The 16,993-nt window shown below is 27.2% G+C and carries 16 protein-coding genes and 1 pseudogene; 2 read left to right on the top strand and 15 right to left on the bottom strand.

Going from position 1 to position 16,993, the window contains the following annotated elements; all coding sequences use genetic code 11:
- Positions 1–108: 108 nt before the first annotated feature.
- The 9 genes and pseudogenes from ABGF48_RS02185 to hrcA all read right to left on the bottom strand — a co-directional run bounded on the left by ABGF48_RS02185 (position 109) and on the right by hrcA (position 9,970).
- Entirely contained in the window at positions 109–1,095 is a 987-nt protein-coding gene (locus ABGF48_RS02185; RefSeq protein ID WP_408104722.1) for a sensor histidine kinase, read from the bottom strand.
- Entirely contained in the window at positions 1,096–1,779 is a 684-nt protein-coding gene (locus ABGF48_RS02180; protein ID WP_408104721.1) for a response regulator transcription factor, read from the bottom strand. It abuts the gene before it with no gap.
- 9 nt (positions 1,780–1,788) lie between these two features.
- Complete coding sequence (locus ABGF48_RS02175) at positions 1,789–2,823, bottom strand: M42 family metallopeptidase (protein WP_408104720.1); 1,035 nt, start codon at positions 2,821–2,823, stop codon at positions 1,789–1,791.
- Between the two features lie 8 nt (positions 2,824–2,831).
- Positions 2,832–3,071, bottom strand: coding sequence for a hypothetical protein (locus ABGF48_RS02170; RefSeq protein ID WP_408104719.1), 240 nt, complete (start codon positions 3,069–3,071; stop codon positions 2,832–2,834).
- Positions 3,072–3,523: 452 nt separating this feature from the next.
- A pseudogene (locus ABGF48_RS02165) lies at positions 3,524–4,714 on the bottom strand (IS256 family transposase).
- A gap of 688 nt (positions 4,715–5,402) precedes the next feature.
- Positions 5,403–6,518, bottom strand: a complete 1,116-nt coding sequence (gene dnaJ / locus ABGF48_RS02160; protein ID WP_408104718.1) for a molecular chaperone DnaJ — start codon at positions 6,516–6,518, stop codon at positions 5,403–5,405.
- A 55-nt stretch (positions 6,519–6,573) separates the two neighbouring features.
- On the bottom strand, positions 6,574–8,397 hold the full coding sequence (gene dnaK, locus ABGF48_RS02155) for a molecular chaperone DnaK (protein WP_408104717.1): 1,824 nt from the start codon (positions 8,395–8,397) through the stop codon (positions 6,574–6,576).
- An 11-nt stretch (positions 8,398–8,408) separates the two neighbouring features.
- Entirely contained in the window at positions 8,409–8,948 is a 540-nt protein-coding gene (grpE, locus tag ABGF48_RS02150) for a nucleotide exchange factor GrpE (protein ID WP_408104716.1), read from the bottom strand.
- A 2-nt stretch (positions 8,949–8,950) separates the two neighbouring features.
- Entirely contained in the window at positions 8,951–9,970 is a 1,020-nt protein-coding gene (gene hrcA, locus ABGF48_RS02145; protein ID WP_408104715.1) for a heat-inducible transcriptional repressor HrcA, read from the bottom strand.
- Positions 9,971–10,425: 455 nt separating this feature from the next.
- Here hrcA and ABGF48_RS02140 point away from each other — a divergent pair, with 455 nt between their 5' ends.
- Complete coding sequence (locus tag ABGF48_RS02140) at positions 10,426–10,836, top strand: hypothetical protein (protein WP_408104714.1); 411 nt, start codon at positions 10,426–10,428, stop codon at positions 10,834–10,836.
- Between the two features lie 143 nt (positions 10,837–10,979).
- On the opposite strand, the gene ABGF48_RS02135 is transcribed toward ABGF48_RS02140, so the two are convergent.
- Genes ABGF48_RS02135 through lepB (ABGF48_RS02120) form a run of 4 tightly spaced genes read right to left on the bottom strand, consistent with a single transcriptional unit; the run spans position 10,980 to position 14,991 of the window.
- Positions 10,980–12,020, bottom strand: coding sequence for a hypothetical protein (locus tag ABGF48_RS02135; protein WP_408104713.1), 1,041 nt, complete (start codon positions 12,018–12,020; stop codon positions 10,980–10,982).
- A complete protein-coding gene (lepA, locus tag ABGF48_RS02130; protein WP_408104712.1) occupies positions 12,010–13,827 on the bottom strand; it encodes a translation elongation factor 4 in 1,818 nt (605 codons plus the stop codon). The genes ABGF48_RS02135 and lepA overlap by 11 nt, the downstream gene beginning before the upstream one ends.
- A gap of 2 nt (positions 13,828–13,829) precedes the next feature.
- Entirely contained in the window at positions 13,830–14,381 is a 552-nt protein-coding gene (lepB, locus tag ABGF48_RS02125) for a signal peptidase I (protein WP_408104711.1), read from the bottom strand.
- 1 nt (position 14,382) lies between these two features.
- Positions 14,383–14,991 (bottom strand): signal peptidase I, encoded by a 609-nt coding sequence (lepB, locus tag ABGF48_RS02120; protein ID WP_408104710.1) that lies wholly within the window; start codon positions 14,989–14,991, stop codon positions 14,383–14,385.
- Between the two features lie 152 nt (positions 14,992–15,143).
- On the opposite strand from lepB (ABGF48_RS02120), the gene rpsT reads away from it, so the two are divergent.
- Positions 15,144–15,410, top strand: coding sequence for a 30S ribosomal protein S20 (rpsT, locus tag ABGF48_RS02115; protein ID WP_408104709.1), 267 nt, complete (start codon positions 15,144–15,146; stop codon positions 15,408–15,410).
- A gap of 74 nt (positions 15,411–15,484) precedes the next feature.
- Here rpsT and holA read toward each other — a convergent pair whose 3' ends face one another.
- Together holA and ABGF48_RS02105 are read right to left on the bottom strand one after the other, a co-directional pair.
- A complete protein-coding gene (gene holA, locus ABGF48_RS02110) occupies positions 15,485–16,525 on the bottom strand; it encodes a DNA polymerase III subunit delta (RefSeq protein ID WP_408104708.1) in 1,041 nt (346 codons plus the stop codon).
- A gap of 64 nt (positions 16,526–16,589) precedes the next feature.
- Positions 16,590–16,991, bottom strand: coding sequence for a F0F1 ATP synthase subunit epsilon (locus ABGF48_RS02105; protein WP_408104707.1), 402 nt, complete (start codon positions 16,989–16,991; stop codon positions 16,590–16,592).
- Positions 16,992–16,993: the final 2 nt, after the last annotated feature.

Genomic DNA, 16,993 nt, shown 5'->3' with positions numbered 1-16,993 from the left:
GCCTCCTTAATGATTTAATTATATTATTCATAAAAAAAATCATCCATCGAATTAACTTACAAAAAATCCTTCAATCTTACATTTTTGAAAGATTAAAGGATTTTTATTTTATTCAAAAATTTTATCTTTTTGGCTTAAATCTATGTTTACTATAGTTCCAATTTTCACTTCTGATTCTATCCATATATTAAAATGTAATTTTTTCAGTACATTACTTATTAAATAAAGACCAAGCCCACTAGAATCTTCGTTTTTTCTACCATTATACCCTGTATATCCTTTTTCAAATATTCTAGGTAAATCTGATTTATTAATTCCTATTCCACTATCTTTTATTTTTAAAATTCCATTTTCCACAAATATGTCTATAGAACCTTCATTTGTATATTTTAATGAATTTGACAAAATCTGCTCAATTACAAATTCAAACCATTTTTTGTCAGTTACAATATCTAAATCTGTTTTTGAAAAATTTAATTTTATATTTTTATAAATAAACTCTGTCTTAAAATTTTTAATTACATTTTTTATTATATTATCTAAATTTATTTTTTCTATAAGAAAATCAAAGTTTTCGCTATTTAGTCTAATATATGCTAAAACCATTTTTGTATATTGATCAATTCTATTTAATTGAGATTTTATAATTGATTTATCAACATTTTCTTCTGTATCTAACAAAATTTTTATGGCAGTTATAGGCAACTTTACCTGATGAGTCCACATTATAAAAAATTCTTCTTGATTTTTAATCTCGTCTTTATATTTAAGTTCTGTTTTATAAATTTTATCATTTAATTTTTTTAATATTATCTTATATTCTTTTGATATCTTATCATTTTTATTTAATATATTAATCTCATCATTATTTTCCATATTTTTTAATAAATTCAGCTCTTCAATATAATTTTTATATCTCAAAAAACTTATAATAAAGATTATAAAACCTATAGAAATTGACAGTACAGATGCATATAAAAATGCCTCCATATTTATTTCATATAATCTATAAACAAGAAAAAATATCACAAGAATAAATACAGATAAAATTATTGATTTAATTTTGTCTTTTATATAATTAATAAATAAACTCATTTAATCTTCCTTAATTAATATATAACCTTGACCTTTTTTAGTCTGTAAAACATCTTCAATGCCTATTTCCAAAATCTTTTTTCTAAGCCTATTTATATTTACAGTAAGTGTATTATCATCTATAAATTCATCTGTATCCCATAAAAATTCCATAATATTATTTCTTGAAACTATTTTTTCTCTATTTTCCATTAAAATTTGAAATATCTTAGACTCATTCTTTGTCAACTCAATAGTTTTTTCTTCAAATGAAAGAATAGATTTACTCATATCATAAGTAATCCCTTTATATGTGTATAAATTTTCTAATGTACTATTTAACTCATAAGTTCTTCTTAAAAGAGCTTGAATCTTTGCATTTAAAATATTTAAATCAAAAGGTTTTGAAACAAAATCATCTGCACCTTTAGATAATGCCATAACAATATTCATATTATCATTTGATGATGATATAAATATAATCGGAGCATTACTCTTTCCTCTAATTTTATCACACCAATGGTAGCCATTAAAAAATGGTAAATGAATATCTAAAAGTACTAAATCCGGATTAAACACTTCAAATTCTTCAACTACATTATGAAAATTTTTTGTTATTTCTACTTGATAACCCCATGATTCCAAAAATTTTTTCATAGAATTAGAAATCACAGTATCATCTTCAACAATATATATTTTATACATATTTCATTCCTAACTTAAATTACTTATTAAATAAACCTCTAATAATCTTTCTGTTGCATTTATACTATCTATATGAGTTCTTTCATAAGAATGACTTGATTCTATACCCGCTCCAAATAAAGCATGTTTAACATCAACCCCTGATCTCATTGCGGCTGAAGCATCTGAACCATATCTTGGATAAATATCTAATTTATATCCAATATTATTTTCTTTACATAATTTAATTAAATGATTTTTAAAATCATAATTATAAGGTCCGGATGAATCCTTTACACATATTGAAACTGTGTATTCGTCTGTTTGTTGATCATCTCCCATAGCTCCCATATCAACAGCTAAATATTCTACAACTTCACTAGGAATATTTGAATTTGCTCCATATCCTATTTCTTCATTATTGCTAAAGTAAAAATGAGTTGTATAGGGTAACTCAATATTTTTTTCTTTGATTTTTCTTAATTGATTCATCATTATAGCAGCACTTACTTTATCATCCAAATGTCTACTCTTTACAAATCCACTTTCTGTAATTAAAACTCTCGGATCAAAGGATATAAAATCACCAACTTCAATTCCAAATGCTTTTGTTTCTTCAGCACTTGTAACTTTTTCATCAAGTCTCACTTCAATATTATCTTGATTTCTTTCAGCAGTTGCAGCATTATTGTACACATGTACACTAGTTTGATGCATTAAAATAGTACCAGTAATTTTTTTACCATTTGAATTTACATGTACTGTGCAATTTTCACCTTCAATTGAATTATATGTAAATCCTCCAACTAAATCAATTTTTAACCTTCCACTTGGCTTTATAGCTCTTACCATTGCTCCTAAAGTATCTAAATGAGCAGTAATCATCCTATGCTTACTGTCATCTTCCCCTTCAACAGTAACCATTAATCCACCTTTATTTGTAATAAAAGTTTTATATCCTAATGATTTAATTTCATCATTTACATAATTTATTATTTTATTTGTATATCCTGTTGGTGATGATGTTGATAATAATCTTGTTAAATATTTTAATAATTGTTCCATATAACCTCTTATTTGACTTTTTCTATACCTTTATTTTTCAAAATATTTTCTTCAATATCTTTATATAGTGCTTTTCCATCTTTATGTTTAACCTTAATGTCATTAAAGAATTCTTTAGCTTGTTCTTCTGTAATCTTATTTAAATCAATTGTAACTATGACTTTAGCATCTTTTTCAACTTTTTCAACATTAACTTCAGCACCGTATTTTTTATTGTCTTCTTGAACTTTTTCTTTCTTCCCTTTCAAGAACTTCTTGCATTCTATTTAATTTTTCTAAATGACTTTTTGACTCTTCTTCATTCCATCCGTATTATTTTTGTAAATGTCCATGAAGTTGATCCATCTCACCAATAGATTCAATTTCTAAATCATTAGTCAATTTTCCCCATTTACTTTCAATCTTCCCTTTTATTATTTCCCAGTTTCCTAATATTATATTTTTAGGTCAAGTCCTAAAAGTGGTGTAAATTCTATTAATGTTAATAATCAAATTTTAAATATTAATTTTTACAGGCTCTGCCCGAACCCGCCCTGTCCGTTCGGCAGGAAAAGTGCGTACACTTTCCACTCTTAAAGGTTTTTTCTGTGAGCATATGTCAAGAGCTGCCCGTTTCACAGCGTACTGTCTCTTGACACATGCTCCGATCCTTTATGCTACTTCTAACATATCATTTTGTTTTTTCGATAAATTTTCTAGCTCAGTTTGTTTTTTTTCTTAATTCAATGATTGATGGCATATAATAATTTCTACATTTCTTTCCTGACCATTTATCATGTTCCTCAATTAATATACTTCCCATTAATCTCATCAGTGACTTTGTATTTGGAAATATTCCAATTACATTTGATTTTTTTTTAAGCTCTCTATTTAATCTTTCAAGAGGATTAGAAGTCCTAATATATTTTCTAAAAACCTCTGGTATACACAAATTTGTCATTGAGCCTATGAATCCTTTTTCTAGACACTCGACTGATTTTTCAGCTACATCTCTGTAATCTTATGCTATTTGATTCATCTTCTTTGTTGCACTTTTTAAATCGGGACTTGTAAACATTACTCTTAATTCACTTCGTAATCCTTCTTGATACATTTTTGGAGCTTTTTCTACTATATTTTTTGTAAAATGATAATGACATCTTTGCCATGGAACATCTGTAAATATATCTTTCATAGCGTATAATATTCCTTCATGAGCATCAGACGTAATTATTGAAACTCCTCTTAACACTCTTTCTTTTAGACTTTCTAGAAATAATCTCCAGGTTTCTTTTGATTCATTTTTGTATGTCTGAAATCCTAAAACCTCTCTTTTTCCTCTTTCATCTAGTCCTATTGCTATCATTAATGCTTTTGATATTACTTTTCTATCTTCTCTAACTTTGAAGTAGGTTGCATCTACCATCACAAAAGGATATGATTTATCTAATTTTCGATTTTTAAATTTATTAACTTCATCATCTAATTTTTTGAATACTTCTGATACTGTGCTTTTAGAAAATGATTTACCACATAATGTTTCCATCACTTTAGATACTTTTCTTGTTGACACTCCTGAAACAACCATTTCTGCCATAGTTGATATTAATGCTGCTTCACTTCTTTGGTAGTTATCAAAAATTATAGAATGAAATGGTTGATCTCTATGTCTTGGAACACTTAATATTATGCTTCCTATTCTTGTTGCTAAATTTCTTTCTCTATATCCGTTTCGTGAATCTGTTCTTTCTTCAGTTATTTCGTATGGTGTTGCTTTTAATACTTCATTAGATTCTTCTTTAATGAATTCATTTAATGTATTTTGAAGTAGTATCTTAAAAGCATTTGATTTATCTGTTTGTAATAGTTCTAGTATTTCTTCCTGATTTAGTGTAATATTAAGTTTAGCCATGGGTTTACCTCCTAATGTTTTTGTCGTTATTAACATTATACATCAGGTAAGCCTTTTGGCTTTTTTTATTTTATATTTTACACCATTATACAGACTCTAATGATTTATTCATACCTTTTAAATAATTTAACAATATTTGTATGAACTAAATTTAGAAAAAATACTTTTTAATCATACTCTTTTATAACTAATCTTATATAGGTATGATTGATTAATATAAAATTAAATATTTTTTTCATACACTTTTAAAAATATCACTCAATTGGTATGATGATTTTAAGAAATTCTAGAATTTATCATCATACTACTTTAGCAATATCTATATAAAAGTATGAACATTTTAAAATCATCCTATTAATTCATCATACTGATTTAAGCATATGCTTATTAATGTATGAACATTTTAAAATCATCCTATTAATTCATCATACTGATTTAAGCATATGCTTATTAATGTATGAACATTTAATATATTTTACTACAAAATATATTTTTATATGAATATATAAATAAAAAACCTGAAAATCAACGTTAACACCTCTGAAGGAGCTTGCTCCGAGTACCAGTGGCATTATCAAACTTACTATTCTTAATATTAATTTGTTTTTCTCTCAATAAAAATAAAGTTTGCGTAGCGACCTCCGCAGGATAAAATCCAAGGACCAGTGGCATTAGCAAACTTTTATTTTTAATCAAACCATTCCTTAATCTTCTCAAAGAATCCTTTTTCAGGTTTCACATCTTCCCCGGTTACTTCAGCAAATTCTTGAAGTAACTCTTTTTGTTTTTCATTTAATTTTTTAGGAACAATAACTTTAACATCAAAATATAAATCTCCTTTATATCCTGTTCTTACATCGGTCATCCCTTCATTATCTAGCTTAAATCTAGTATCATTTTGCGTACCTGCTGGGATTTCAAATTTAGTTGTACCCTCTAAAGTAGGAATGTCAATTTCATTTCCTAATGCTGCAGTTGCAAATGAAATTGGTAATTCATAAAATATGTCATTGCCATATCTCTTAAAAATTTCATGTTCTTCTACAGAAACAACTATATACAAATCACCAGATTTCCCTCCATTTTCACCATCATGCCCTTCACCTCTAACTGGTATCATATTTCCATCAGCAATTCCTGAAGGAATTTTAATTTTGATTTTTGAAGATTTTAATATTCTTCCTTCACCATGACATGAATCGCATTTTTCTTCAATTACTGTACCAGTTCCATTACATGTAGGACATGTATTAACTGTTGAAAACTGGCCAAATGGAGTAGATTGAGTACTTCTAACTTGACCTGAACCATGACAATGCGAACAAGTTTTCTTTGAGGTACCTGGTTTCGCCCCAGATCCTTCACATGTATGACATTTTTGATATTTTCTATACGAAACTTCTTTTTCAACACCAGTGACAGCTTCTCTAAATGAGATATTTACATGAACTTGAATATCTTTACCTCTTTTCGGAGCGTTAGGATCTCTCTGTCTACCTTTTGATGCGCCTCCGAAAAAGTCAGAGAATAAATCAGAAAATATGTCTCCCATTCCTCCTGAAAATCCTCCAAATCCAGAATTCGGATCGAATGCTGCATCCCCATATCTGTCGTATTTTGCCCTATTTTCTTCATCACCAAGTATAGAATAGGCTTCATTAATTTCTTTTAATTTTTCTTGAGCTTCTTCACTACCACCATTTAAATCTGGATGATACTTTTTCGCCAATTTTCTATATGCTTTTTTTATTTCTTGAGCACTCGCACTTTGCGAAATTCCAAGCACTTCATACGGATTATTCATATTACCACCTTAACTAATAAAGGGGAGCAAGCTCCCCTCCTACTAATTATATATTTTACTTACCTTCTTCATCTTCGTCAACTACTTCATAATCAGCATCAACTACATCATCTTTCTTTTGTTGTCCTGCTTGACCTTGTTGACCAGCTTGAGCATAAAGTTTTTCACTCATTTTATTTAATTCTTGAGTTAATTCTTCAATTTTAGCTTTAATTTCTTCAACATTTTCAGATCCTAAAACTTTCTTTAGTTCTTCATTTTTAGCTTTAATTGCATCTTTTTCAGAATCTGAAATCTTTCCTTCTAGATCTTTTAATGTTTTTTCTACTTGATAAGAAATACTTTCTCCTTGATTTTTTGTTTCAATCAATTCTTTTTTCTTCTTATCTTCGTCTGCATATTTTTCAGCATCTTTAACTCTTTGATTAATTTCATCTTCACTCAAGTTTGCTGAAGCTGTAATTGTAATCTTTTGTTCTTTTCCTGTACCTAAATCTTTAGCTGATACATTTACAATACCATTTGCATCAATATCAAATGTTACTTCAATTTGTGGCACTCCTCTTGGTGCAGCAGGAATGTCTGTTAATTGGAAATTACCAATCATTGTATTATCTTTAGACATTTGTCTTTCACCTTGTAATACCTTGATATCTACTGATGTTTGATTATCTGCAGCAGTTGTAAATATTTGTGATTTCTTTGTAGGAATTGTTGTATTTCTTTCGATTAATACTGTTGTGATATTACCCATTGTTTCAATACCTAATGAAAGTGGTGTAACGTCAAGTAATAATAAATCATTTACATCCCCAGCTAAGATTGCCCCTTGTACAGCTGCACCTAAAGCAACAGCTTCATCAGGGTTAATATCTTTTTGTGGTGCTTTACCTGTTAATTTCTTTACAGCTTCTGCTACAGCAGGAACTCTTGTTGATCCACCAACTAAAAGAACTTTATCAATTTCTGAAGCTTGTAATCCAGCATCTTTCAATGCATCCTTAACCGGTACTAATGTTTCTTCAACTAAATCAGCTATTAATTCTTCAAATTTTGATCTTGTAACATCCATGTTCAAGTGGGCTGGTTGTCCATTTATAGCTGTGATGAATGGTAAATTAATTTGAACGCTCATTTGTGTTGATAATTCTTTTTTAGCATTTTCTGCTGCATCTTTCAATCTTTGTGCAGATGTTGGATCTTGTAATAAATCTACACCATTTTCTTTTTTGAATTCAGATGCAATGTAATTCATCAATCTATTATCAAAGTCATCCCCACCAAGTCTATTATTACCTCTTGTTGCTAATACGTCAATAACTCCATCATCTACTTCCAAGATAGATACATCAAATGTACCACCACCTAAGTCGAATACCATTATTTTCATATCATTATTTTCTTTTTGCATTCCGTATGACAATGCTGCAGCTGTTGGTTCGTTAACAATTCTCTTAACTTCTAAACCGGCAATTTTACCAGCATCTTTTGTTGCTTGTCTTTGTTCATTTGTGAAATATGCAGGAACAGTAATAACTGCTTCTGTTACTGTTTCACCTAAATATGCTTCAACATCAGCTTTAATTTTTTGTAAAATCATTGCTGAAATTTCTTCTGGTGAATATGATTTATCATCAATTTTAACTTTGTAATCTGTACCCATTTCTCTCTTAATTGATGAGATTGTTTTTTCAGGGTTCATAATTGCTTGTCTTTTAGCTGTTTTACCAACTAATCTTTCTCCATCTTTTGTAAATGCTACTACTGAAGGTGTAGTTCTATCTCCATCAGCATTTGGAATTATTGTAGCTTGTCCACCTTCCATAACTGCTACTGCTGAGTTTGTTGTACCTAAGTCAATACCTATAATTTTTCCCATAATATACTCCTTTATTTACTTACCTTTACCATTGCTGGTCTTATTACTTTATCTTTTAATTTATATCCCTTTTGAAATGTTTCAATAATATGTTCTGACTCAACTTCATCATTCTCTTCCATAAAAACAGCGTGATGTAAGTTTGCATCAAATTTTTCATTGTCAGATACTATTTCTTCAACTCCTTCTTGAGTAAGAATGTTTTCTAACTCAGATCTAATCATAATAATACCTTTTGTTAATGTATCTTCTTCATCAGCATCTTTTAACGCTCTATCAAAATTATCCATTACCGAAAGTAATTTTACAACTAAACCTTCAGAAGCATATTTATATATATCTGATTTTTCTTTTTCTTGTCTACGTTTATAGTTTGTGAAATCTGCTTGTAATCTTGTAAATGAATCTTTTAACTTTTCAAATTGTTCATTTACTTGTTCAGTATCTTTAGTGATTTCTTCAGAATTCTCTTCAACTATATCTTCATCTTTTTCTTCAATATTTTCTTCAATATTGTCTTTTATATCTTCTACCTTTTCTTTTTCATCCATCACTACCTTCTTTCAATATATCCATTTATATACTTACTTACCAATACCAAATCCGCTATTACTTTATCATATTTCATACTATTTGGTCCTAAAATTCCAAGTTTACCTTTGATTCCATCGTTATTTCTAAATGTAATAGTTATTACACTAAACTTTTCAAATCCTTTTATACCCAATTCATCACCAATATATACTTGTAAATCTGTATCTAAATTATTAGATAAAATTTCTAGCAAAGGATTATCTTCTTGTATATAATTTATAAGGTTTTGATTATTCTCTATCAGGTCATCATTGTACATAAATATATTTCCAAGACCTTCGTAAACCATTCTTGCTTTAGAATTTTCATAAGTTGTCTTTTCAATAACTGGTATAATCTCATTTAGTACTGAATGTCTTTCTCTTAAAACCTCATAAACTTGTGAATGAAGCGCTTCTATCATATTTTTATGATTCAAATCCAATAAAGTTGAATTCAATAAACTATTTATCAGCTCAATAGTATTTTTATCAACTGGATTTTTTAACCTAATACTGTCACTTATAACTTCTTTTGAATTATAAATATATATAATTACTAAATCTTTCGGTCCCAATAATACAACATTTATGTATTTCAAATGAATTTTTGACATCTCTGGCAACATTGCTAAAGCGGTGTAATTTGTAATTTCAGACAACATTCTAGTTGCATTTCTAATCACATTATCAAATTCTGATGAATCTTTCATATTACTCATATCAAAAATTTGTCTTGGTCCTAATTCAAAAGGAATTTCATCTGATAACAATGCATCCACATATAGTCTATATCCACTATTTGAAGGAATCCTTCCAGATGAAGTGTGTAGTTTTTCCAAATATCCAAGTTCTTCCAAATCACTCATTTCATTTCTTATAGTCGCAGCACTTACTCCTATACTACTATTTTTAGAAAGCGACCTTGAACCAACAGGCTCTTTTGAATCAATATATGATTTAATTATTGAATTTAATATTTTAATTTTTCTTTCATCCATATTGATCCTCTTTCTTCATTGTTATCACTCACTATTCTTGAGTGCTAACTATATTATATACTATATTTTAAAAATGTCAAGTTTAAAATAATCTAAAATTGACATTACGTATATATACATATATAATAAAGATGTGAAAGGGTAATTACATAATGTTTAGGAGCTTATATTAAAAATATTAACAAAAACATTTTTATAGTTTTATTTTCAATATTATTTACATTCAATTCAGTAATGATAACAAATGTAAAGGTCGATAAAATAAAAGATATTCCAGATTCATTTACATATTATGATGATGGAGCATATTGGAAGATATCAAATATATATGAACTAAAAATTGTTAAGTTAGAACGATTATTTACTGTCGGTATTCGAAGAGCATGTTTTCCTGGAGATCCATGTTATCCATATTGTAATTGTCCAAATCATAATTCAGATTATGGGTGTATATTATGATTAAATACTTAAAAAAAATAACTATAAAAAATATAATATTTTTTGTAATATTATATTTTTCAACTTATGTATTAGCAAAAGGATTAAATTTTATATTTTCAACTATTGATATTACTTTAGTATATAAGAACATAATTATAATTTACATATTTTCTCTATTAAACAGTATATTTTTTATTAAAGTAGTATATAAAGAATTTAATATATTAAAGATATTCGGCGCGTCAATTTTCATTACAATAGCACTTTTGTTATTTTCATATACCGGAGCGTTATTGACATCATTAATCTTTTCTGATAACAAAAAGGATTTTGTGAAATTCTTAAATGATGCTATTTTTATAAGCAGAGTATTCTTTAGTTTTTTAGTTATTGATTATATTATAGAAAATTTAAACAAGGATTAATCCTTACCTATATTAAAAATATTAAGAAATGGGATATTAAATAGTGTCGGTGGATAAAATTCACTTTCACTATTTTTTTAATAAAAAATTAAACAAGATATAGACTATTGATAATTAATGAATTTTAAGAGTGGGTACCATATTTACAAAACGTCTATAAAAAACTCATTTGATAAATACATCCCTTTCTCTGTAAATCTATAATTATCTAGATGTTTTTCTATAATCATATTAGATATAAATTTTTTCAAAGTTTCAGCATACTTAAGCTCAAAATCTATATTAAATCTTTCTTTATATTCTTTAGTATCTATCCCCTCTTTAGTTCCCATTTTTAAAATTATATATGTTTTTTCTAATTTTTCACCATCTAAAAGATCTTTTTCATAGCAAGGGATTTCTTCCAAATTAATTTTATCAAAATACTTTTCAAATTCTAATTCATTTTTATATAATACCCCTTTAATAAAACTACTAGCCCCAAGTCCGATACCTATATATTCATCTAAATTCCAATACTTATAATTGTGTTTAGATTCATATCCTTTTTTACAATAGTGATTAATTTCATAATGAATATAGTCCATTTTTTTTATAAAATTTTGAATAACTGACAATTCTTCCTCTTCTATATCGTTTAAATATCCATCATTTAGAGAGTAAAAAGAAAGATGAGGTATATCAACTAATTTTAAGAAGTTTAATTCAGTAATTTGATTTTTATAAGCAAAATAAATATCTAAGTTAATGTTATAAACACCTTTATTGTTTATATATTCTATCATCTCTAAAATATTTTTTATTAAAATATCCCATTTTTCATTCTTAAAAGGGAATACTTTTATTGAAAATCTATTAACTCCACAGTCAATGTAATTTTTTATTTTTGATAATTCACAATATGGATTAATTTCAATAGTAATTTCACTATTTTTTTCTAGTTTCATACTATTTAATAAGGATGTTATAAAATCAGAATATATACAAGATGGGTCTCCTCCACCAATATATACGGAATCAATATTATAGTTTTGGATATTCCTAATCTTCATTTCTTTATGTAAATTATCAAAATATTCTTTTTGATACAAATTCATCCCATAATAGGAATTAGTTTGTAAATAATTTACTTCTTCATTTCTAAATGGGATGTGTATATATAGTCCTAAATTTTTATTTTTCATCACCTTCATCATATTTAAGAACTGACAAGAACGCTTCTTGTGGCACTTGTACTTTACCAACAGCTCTCATACGTTTCTTACCTTCTTTTTGTTTTTCTAAAAGTTTTCTCTTACGTGAGATATCACCACCATAACATTTAGCAATAACATCTTTTCTGTAAGCTCTAACCGTTTCCCTAGCGATAACTTTTTGTCCTATTGCAGCTTGAACAGGAATTACAAATTGATGTTTAGGAATTTCATCTTTTAACTTACTTGCTATTTTTCTTCCTCTATCATAAGCTTTATCTCTATGGACAATGATTGACAAGGCATCAACACTTTCTCCATTCAATAAAATATCTAATTTTACTAAATCAGATTTTTCATATCTTAAGAATTCATAATCAAATGATGCATATCCTCTTGTTTTTGATTTTAATGCATCAAAGAAATCGTAAATTACCTCATTAAGTGGTAAGACATAATTTATTTGAACTCTGTACTTGTCAAGATAGGTCATATCCTTAAACACACCCCTTCTTTCTTGACAAAGCTCCATTATAGCACCTATATATGATTCAGGAGTCATGATATGCGCTTCAACCAATGGTTCTTCTACATAATTTATAAGAGTTTCATGAGGGAAGTCTGTAGGATTTTGAATATCTTTAACTTCTCCACTATTCATGTGAACCCTATAAATTACTGATGGAGCCGTTGCAATAATATCTAAATCAAACTCTCTATCTAATCTTTCTTGAATAATTTCCATATGTAAAAGACCAAGAAATCCTGTTCTAAATCCATACCCTAAAGCAGCGGATGTTTCAGCTTCAAAATCTAAAGAAGCATCGTTTACCTTTAATTTTTCAAGTGCATCCCTAATATTATTATACGATTCACCTTCAGCTGGATACAATCCTGAATAAACCATAGGTATAGCCTTTTTATATCCAGGAAGCGGCTCATCTGCTGGATTGTTTAAGTCTGTAACTGTATCTCCTACTTGAGCTTGTTTAATATTCTTTATGGAAGCAACTACATAACCTACATCTCCTGCAGATATAGCATCAGTCTTGTATTCACCTTTCATGGAATATCCAACTTCAGTTACATCAAATTTAGCTCCTGTAGACATCATCTTTATTTGTTGTCCTGGAAAAATCTTACCTTCTTTAACCCTAACATACATTACAACCCCTCTATATGAATCGTAATATGAGTCAAAGATTAAAGCTTTTAGAGGAGCAGCATCATCTCCAGTAGGAGCTGGAATTCTTTGGACGATAGCTTCTAATACGTCTCCTATATTTAACCCTTCTTTAGCAGAAACACAAGGCACTCCCTCTGTATCTATAGCTAAAATATCTTCTATCTCTTCTTTTACTTCATCAATACGAGCAGATGGTAAATCTATCTTATTAATTACTGGCACTATCTCCAAATCTTGATCCATTGCAAGATATGTATTAGCCAATGTTTGCGCTTCAACCCCTTGAGTTGCATCAACTATTAATAAAGCTCCCTCACAAGCAGCTAACGATCTGGAAACTTCATAGTTAAAATCAACATGCCCAGGAGTGTCAATTAAATTCAATGTGTATTTATGTCCATCCTTAGCTTCGTAAAATATTTTAATAGCTTTTAACTTAATAGTAATTCCTCTTTCTTTTTCTAAATCCATGCTATCAAGTAATCTATCACTCATTTCTCTTTTTGTTACAGCACCAGTCTCTTCGATCAATCTGTCAGCTAATGTTGATTTTCCATGATCAATGTGTGCTATAATCGAGAAATTTCTTATAAACTCTTTGTTATCTTTCATATTTACCTTTCTGAACTAAAATTATAAATAACTTTACCATTAATATGTTTAACATTTATATTTCCCATAATTCTAGAATCTTTTGACATATCTTTTAATCTATTATCACCCAAAACAAACACTTCATTATCAGTAACAAACCATTTATTTTGATTATATACTAAAGTTTCAACACCTTTAATATATCCTTCTATTTTTTGAACACCATTTATAAACACTTTACCATTTACAACCTCTATAACATCTCCAGGTATTCCTATAATTCTTTTTATATAAAATTTATCATCATTCCCTTTAAAAGAAATAATATCATCATGATTTAAATCATTAATCCCTATACCTATTTTTTTGATTAAAACCTTATCTCCTTGATATAATGTTCTTTGCATAGAATCACCTTCTATTGATACAAGCGAAAATAAAAATTTATCAACTAAAAAAACAACAAATATAGAAATAGCGATAATTATACCTAATATTTTTAAAATGTTTATTATTTTTTTTCTATTTTTCTTTTTTCTTTTAACTTCTTTTAATAATAAAATATCTTCCACATTATTTTAGCAAACCAAAACTATTAAATGGATAAAATCTAAAGTTTGCTACCCCCTTTATTCTATCTAAATTAATTGGCCCAAATACTCTTGAATCCGTACTACCATTCGGTAATCTATTATCTCCCATAACAAAATATTGATTATGCCCTAATTTCCATTCAAAACCATTTATAGTTTCTGTATATTGCTCATTTATATATGGTTCTTCATAAACTTTACCATTTATATAGACTTTGCCATCTATTATTTGAATATATTCACCCGGTAAACCTATAATTCTCTTAATATAGTCTTTATTTTCATCAAATTTCATTACTATTATATCTTTTCTTTTTATAGGACTTAACTTCATAGTAATTTTATTTACTAAAACTCTATCATTATCATGAAGTGTATTTAACATTGAACTTCCAGATATTCTTGTCGGTTCAAATATAAAAGTTTTAATTAAAAATGCTAAAACTATTGCAATTAAAATAGATCTAGCCCATTCCATGATTATATTTGTCTTTTTCTCTTTTTTTTCACATTTTTCTTCATCATTAATTTTTTTATTTTCTTCTGAATTTTCTAAATCTTCTAACTCTAGACGTCTATCTTCTGACATAAATAACCTCTTTTCAATTTATACAATATAATATATTATAACATTTTAATAAAATTTTCTAAAGTAGAAATAATATTTTTCTTGATTTTAATCCAACATTTTGATATACTTATTGATGTTATCGAAATAGATTATTTACGGGAGGTGACTATATGGCAAATATTAAATCAGCAATAAAAAGAATTGATGTTACTAAAAGACAAACATTAAAAAATAGAGCTAAAAAAAGCGAATTAAAAACTTTAACTAAAAAATTTGATTTAGCTGTTGAAGAAAGCAGATTAGAAGATGCAACAAACTTATTAAAAGTTTTAGATAAAAAATTAAAAAAAGCTGTATCAAAAAGTGTTTTACATAAAAATGCTGCTTCAAGAAGATTAAGTAAATTAAGCTCAAAATTAGGTAAAGCTCAAGCTTAGTTAATAAATTAATATTGAATTTATAAAAGATGCAAAATTGCATCTTTTTTAATTTTAAAATAAAAATAGCAAGCTTAAATAAGCTCACTACTTCCAATACAAAATTCTAATATCATTCTCTCTATAATATCTTCTATTTTCCTCTTTGAAGTCTTAAAATTCACTTCACTCTTATAACACAATTCATGTAATTTCAATAAATCATTCATACTATAATTTTTAACTAATTTATCAAGTTTTTTATATTCAAAAGGAGATAATGCACAGTAGGATTGTCCTGTCTGAATATTAATTTTTTTATTATGACAATCTTTTACACAAATCATATTTCTAACTTGACGTATAATCATATAGTATATCATCATCTGATCTTCATTTTTCATTGTTTTATAAGAAGTTAAAGATTTTTTCAAGTCTTTAGTACTCATATAATCTAATAGACCAAATATTTTTTCTTCAAATGTATCTATTATACTCTCTTCTATTTCATCATATGTTGGTGATTTACTTTTAATATTATTAAGCAATTTAGAAATTTCATTCTCCACCTCGAATAATGTTTTATTTGAATCTTTATCCAAATATCTCAATCTATCCACAATCAATCTAACAGAATTCATTTCGATATTAATTCCATTATTTACGAAAAATTTTCTTACAAAACTATAAAAATCTTTTTGATTCAATCTAGAAAATGTATAAATTTGTCCAAACTTTTCAATTTGCTTTACAAATTTCCCCTTAAACAACTTATCTGAGTTGTAAATAAAAAACAAGTATGTCATATCATTAAAATTTTCAAAAGATTCAGAAATGGAATTTAGTAATTCTTCATATTTTTTTAATGAATCTTTGTTGAAATCACAATTATCTATAACAACCAATCTTCTATCAGACATTAAAGGAAGAGTTTCGACCATCGTTTGAAATTTTTCTTTTTCCAATGTTTGAAAATCAACCTTTTCATAATTAAAATCTAAAAAATCATTTCCAATAAAATCATTTTTCAATGTTTTTAAACTCAAATCGAGAAAATATTTATCTTCCACTTGTAATAGATTTATATTTCTTAAATTGTTTTTATCTATGTTATTTAACAAATCTATATAATTCATGACTACCTCAAAAGTATTTTAACATAAAAAAAATGTTGAAGCCATAAAACTTCAACATTTCATTTTAATAATTATCTTTAACATTTAATCTATTTAAAGCCTTTTTCAAAGAAAGTTCCGCTTTGTCCATATCAGAAGATTCTTTTGCATCTTTAATACGTCTCTCAGCCCTTTCCTTAGCTTCTAACGCTCTATTTTTATCAATTTCTTCAGTCCATTCGCAGGCATCAGACATTATTGTAATTTCATTATTTTTATAAGTCAAATATCCACCTGCAATAGCAGCATATTTAAACTCACCATTAATTTTAATTTTCAATGCTCTAATATCCAATGATGCAATTAATGGAACGTGATTTTTCAAAATCGCAAAATCGCCGTTTAAGCCTCTAGCTATTAACATATCAATGTCATCATCATAAAATAATCTATCTGGAGTAACTATTTTTAAATGTAAATTTTCCATAG

Origin of the sequence: Helcococcus bovis, assembly GCF_046035835.1 — a bacterium.
GTDB lineage: Bacteria > Bacillota > Clostridia > Tissierellales > Peptoniphilaceae > Helcococcus > Helcococcus bovis.
Note: the sequence above shows the minus strand (reverse complement) of the source record. Positions and strands in the feature narration are given on the sequence as shown.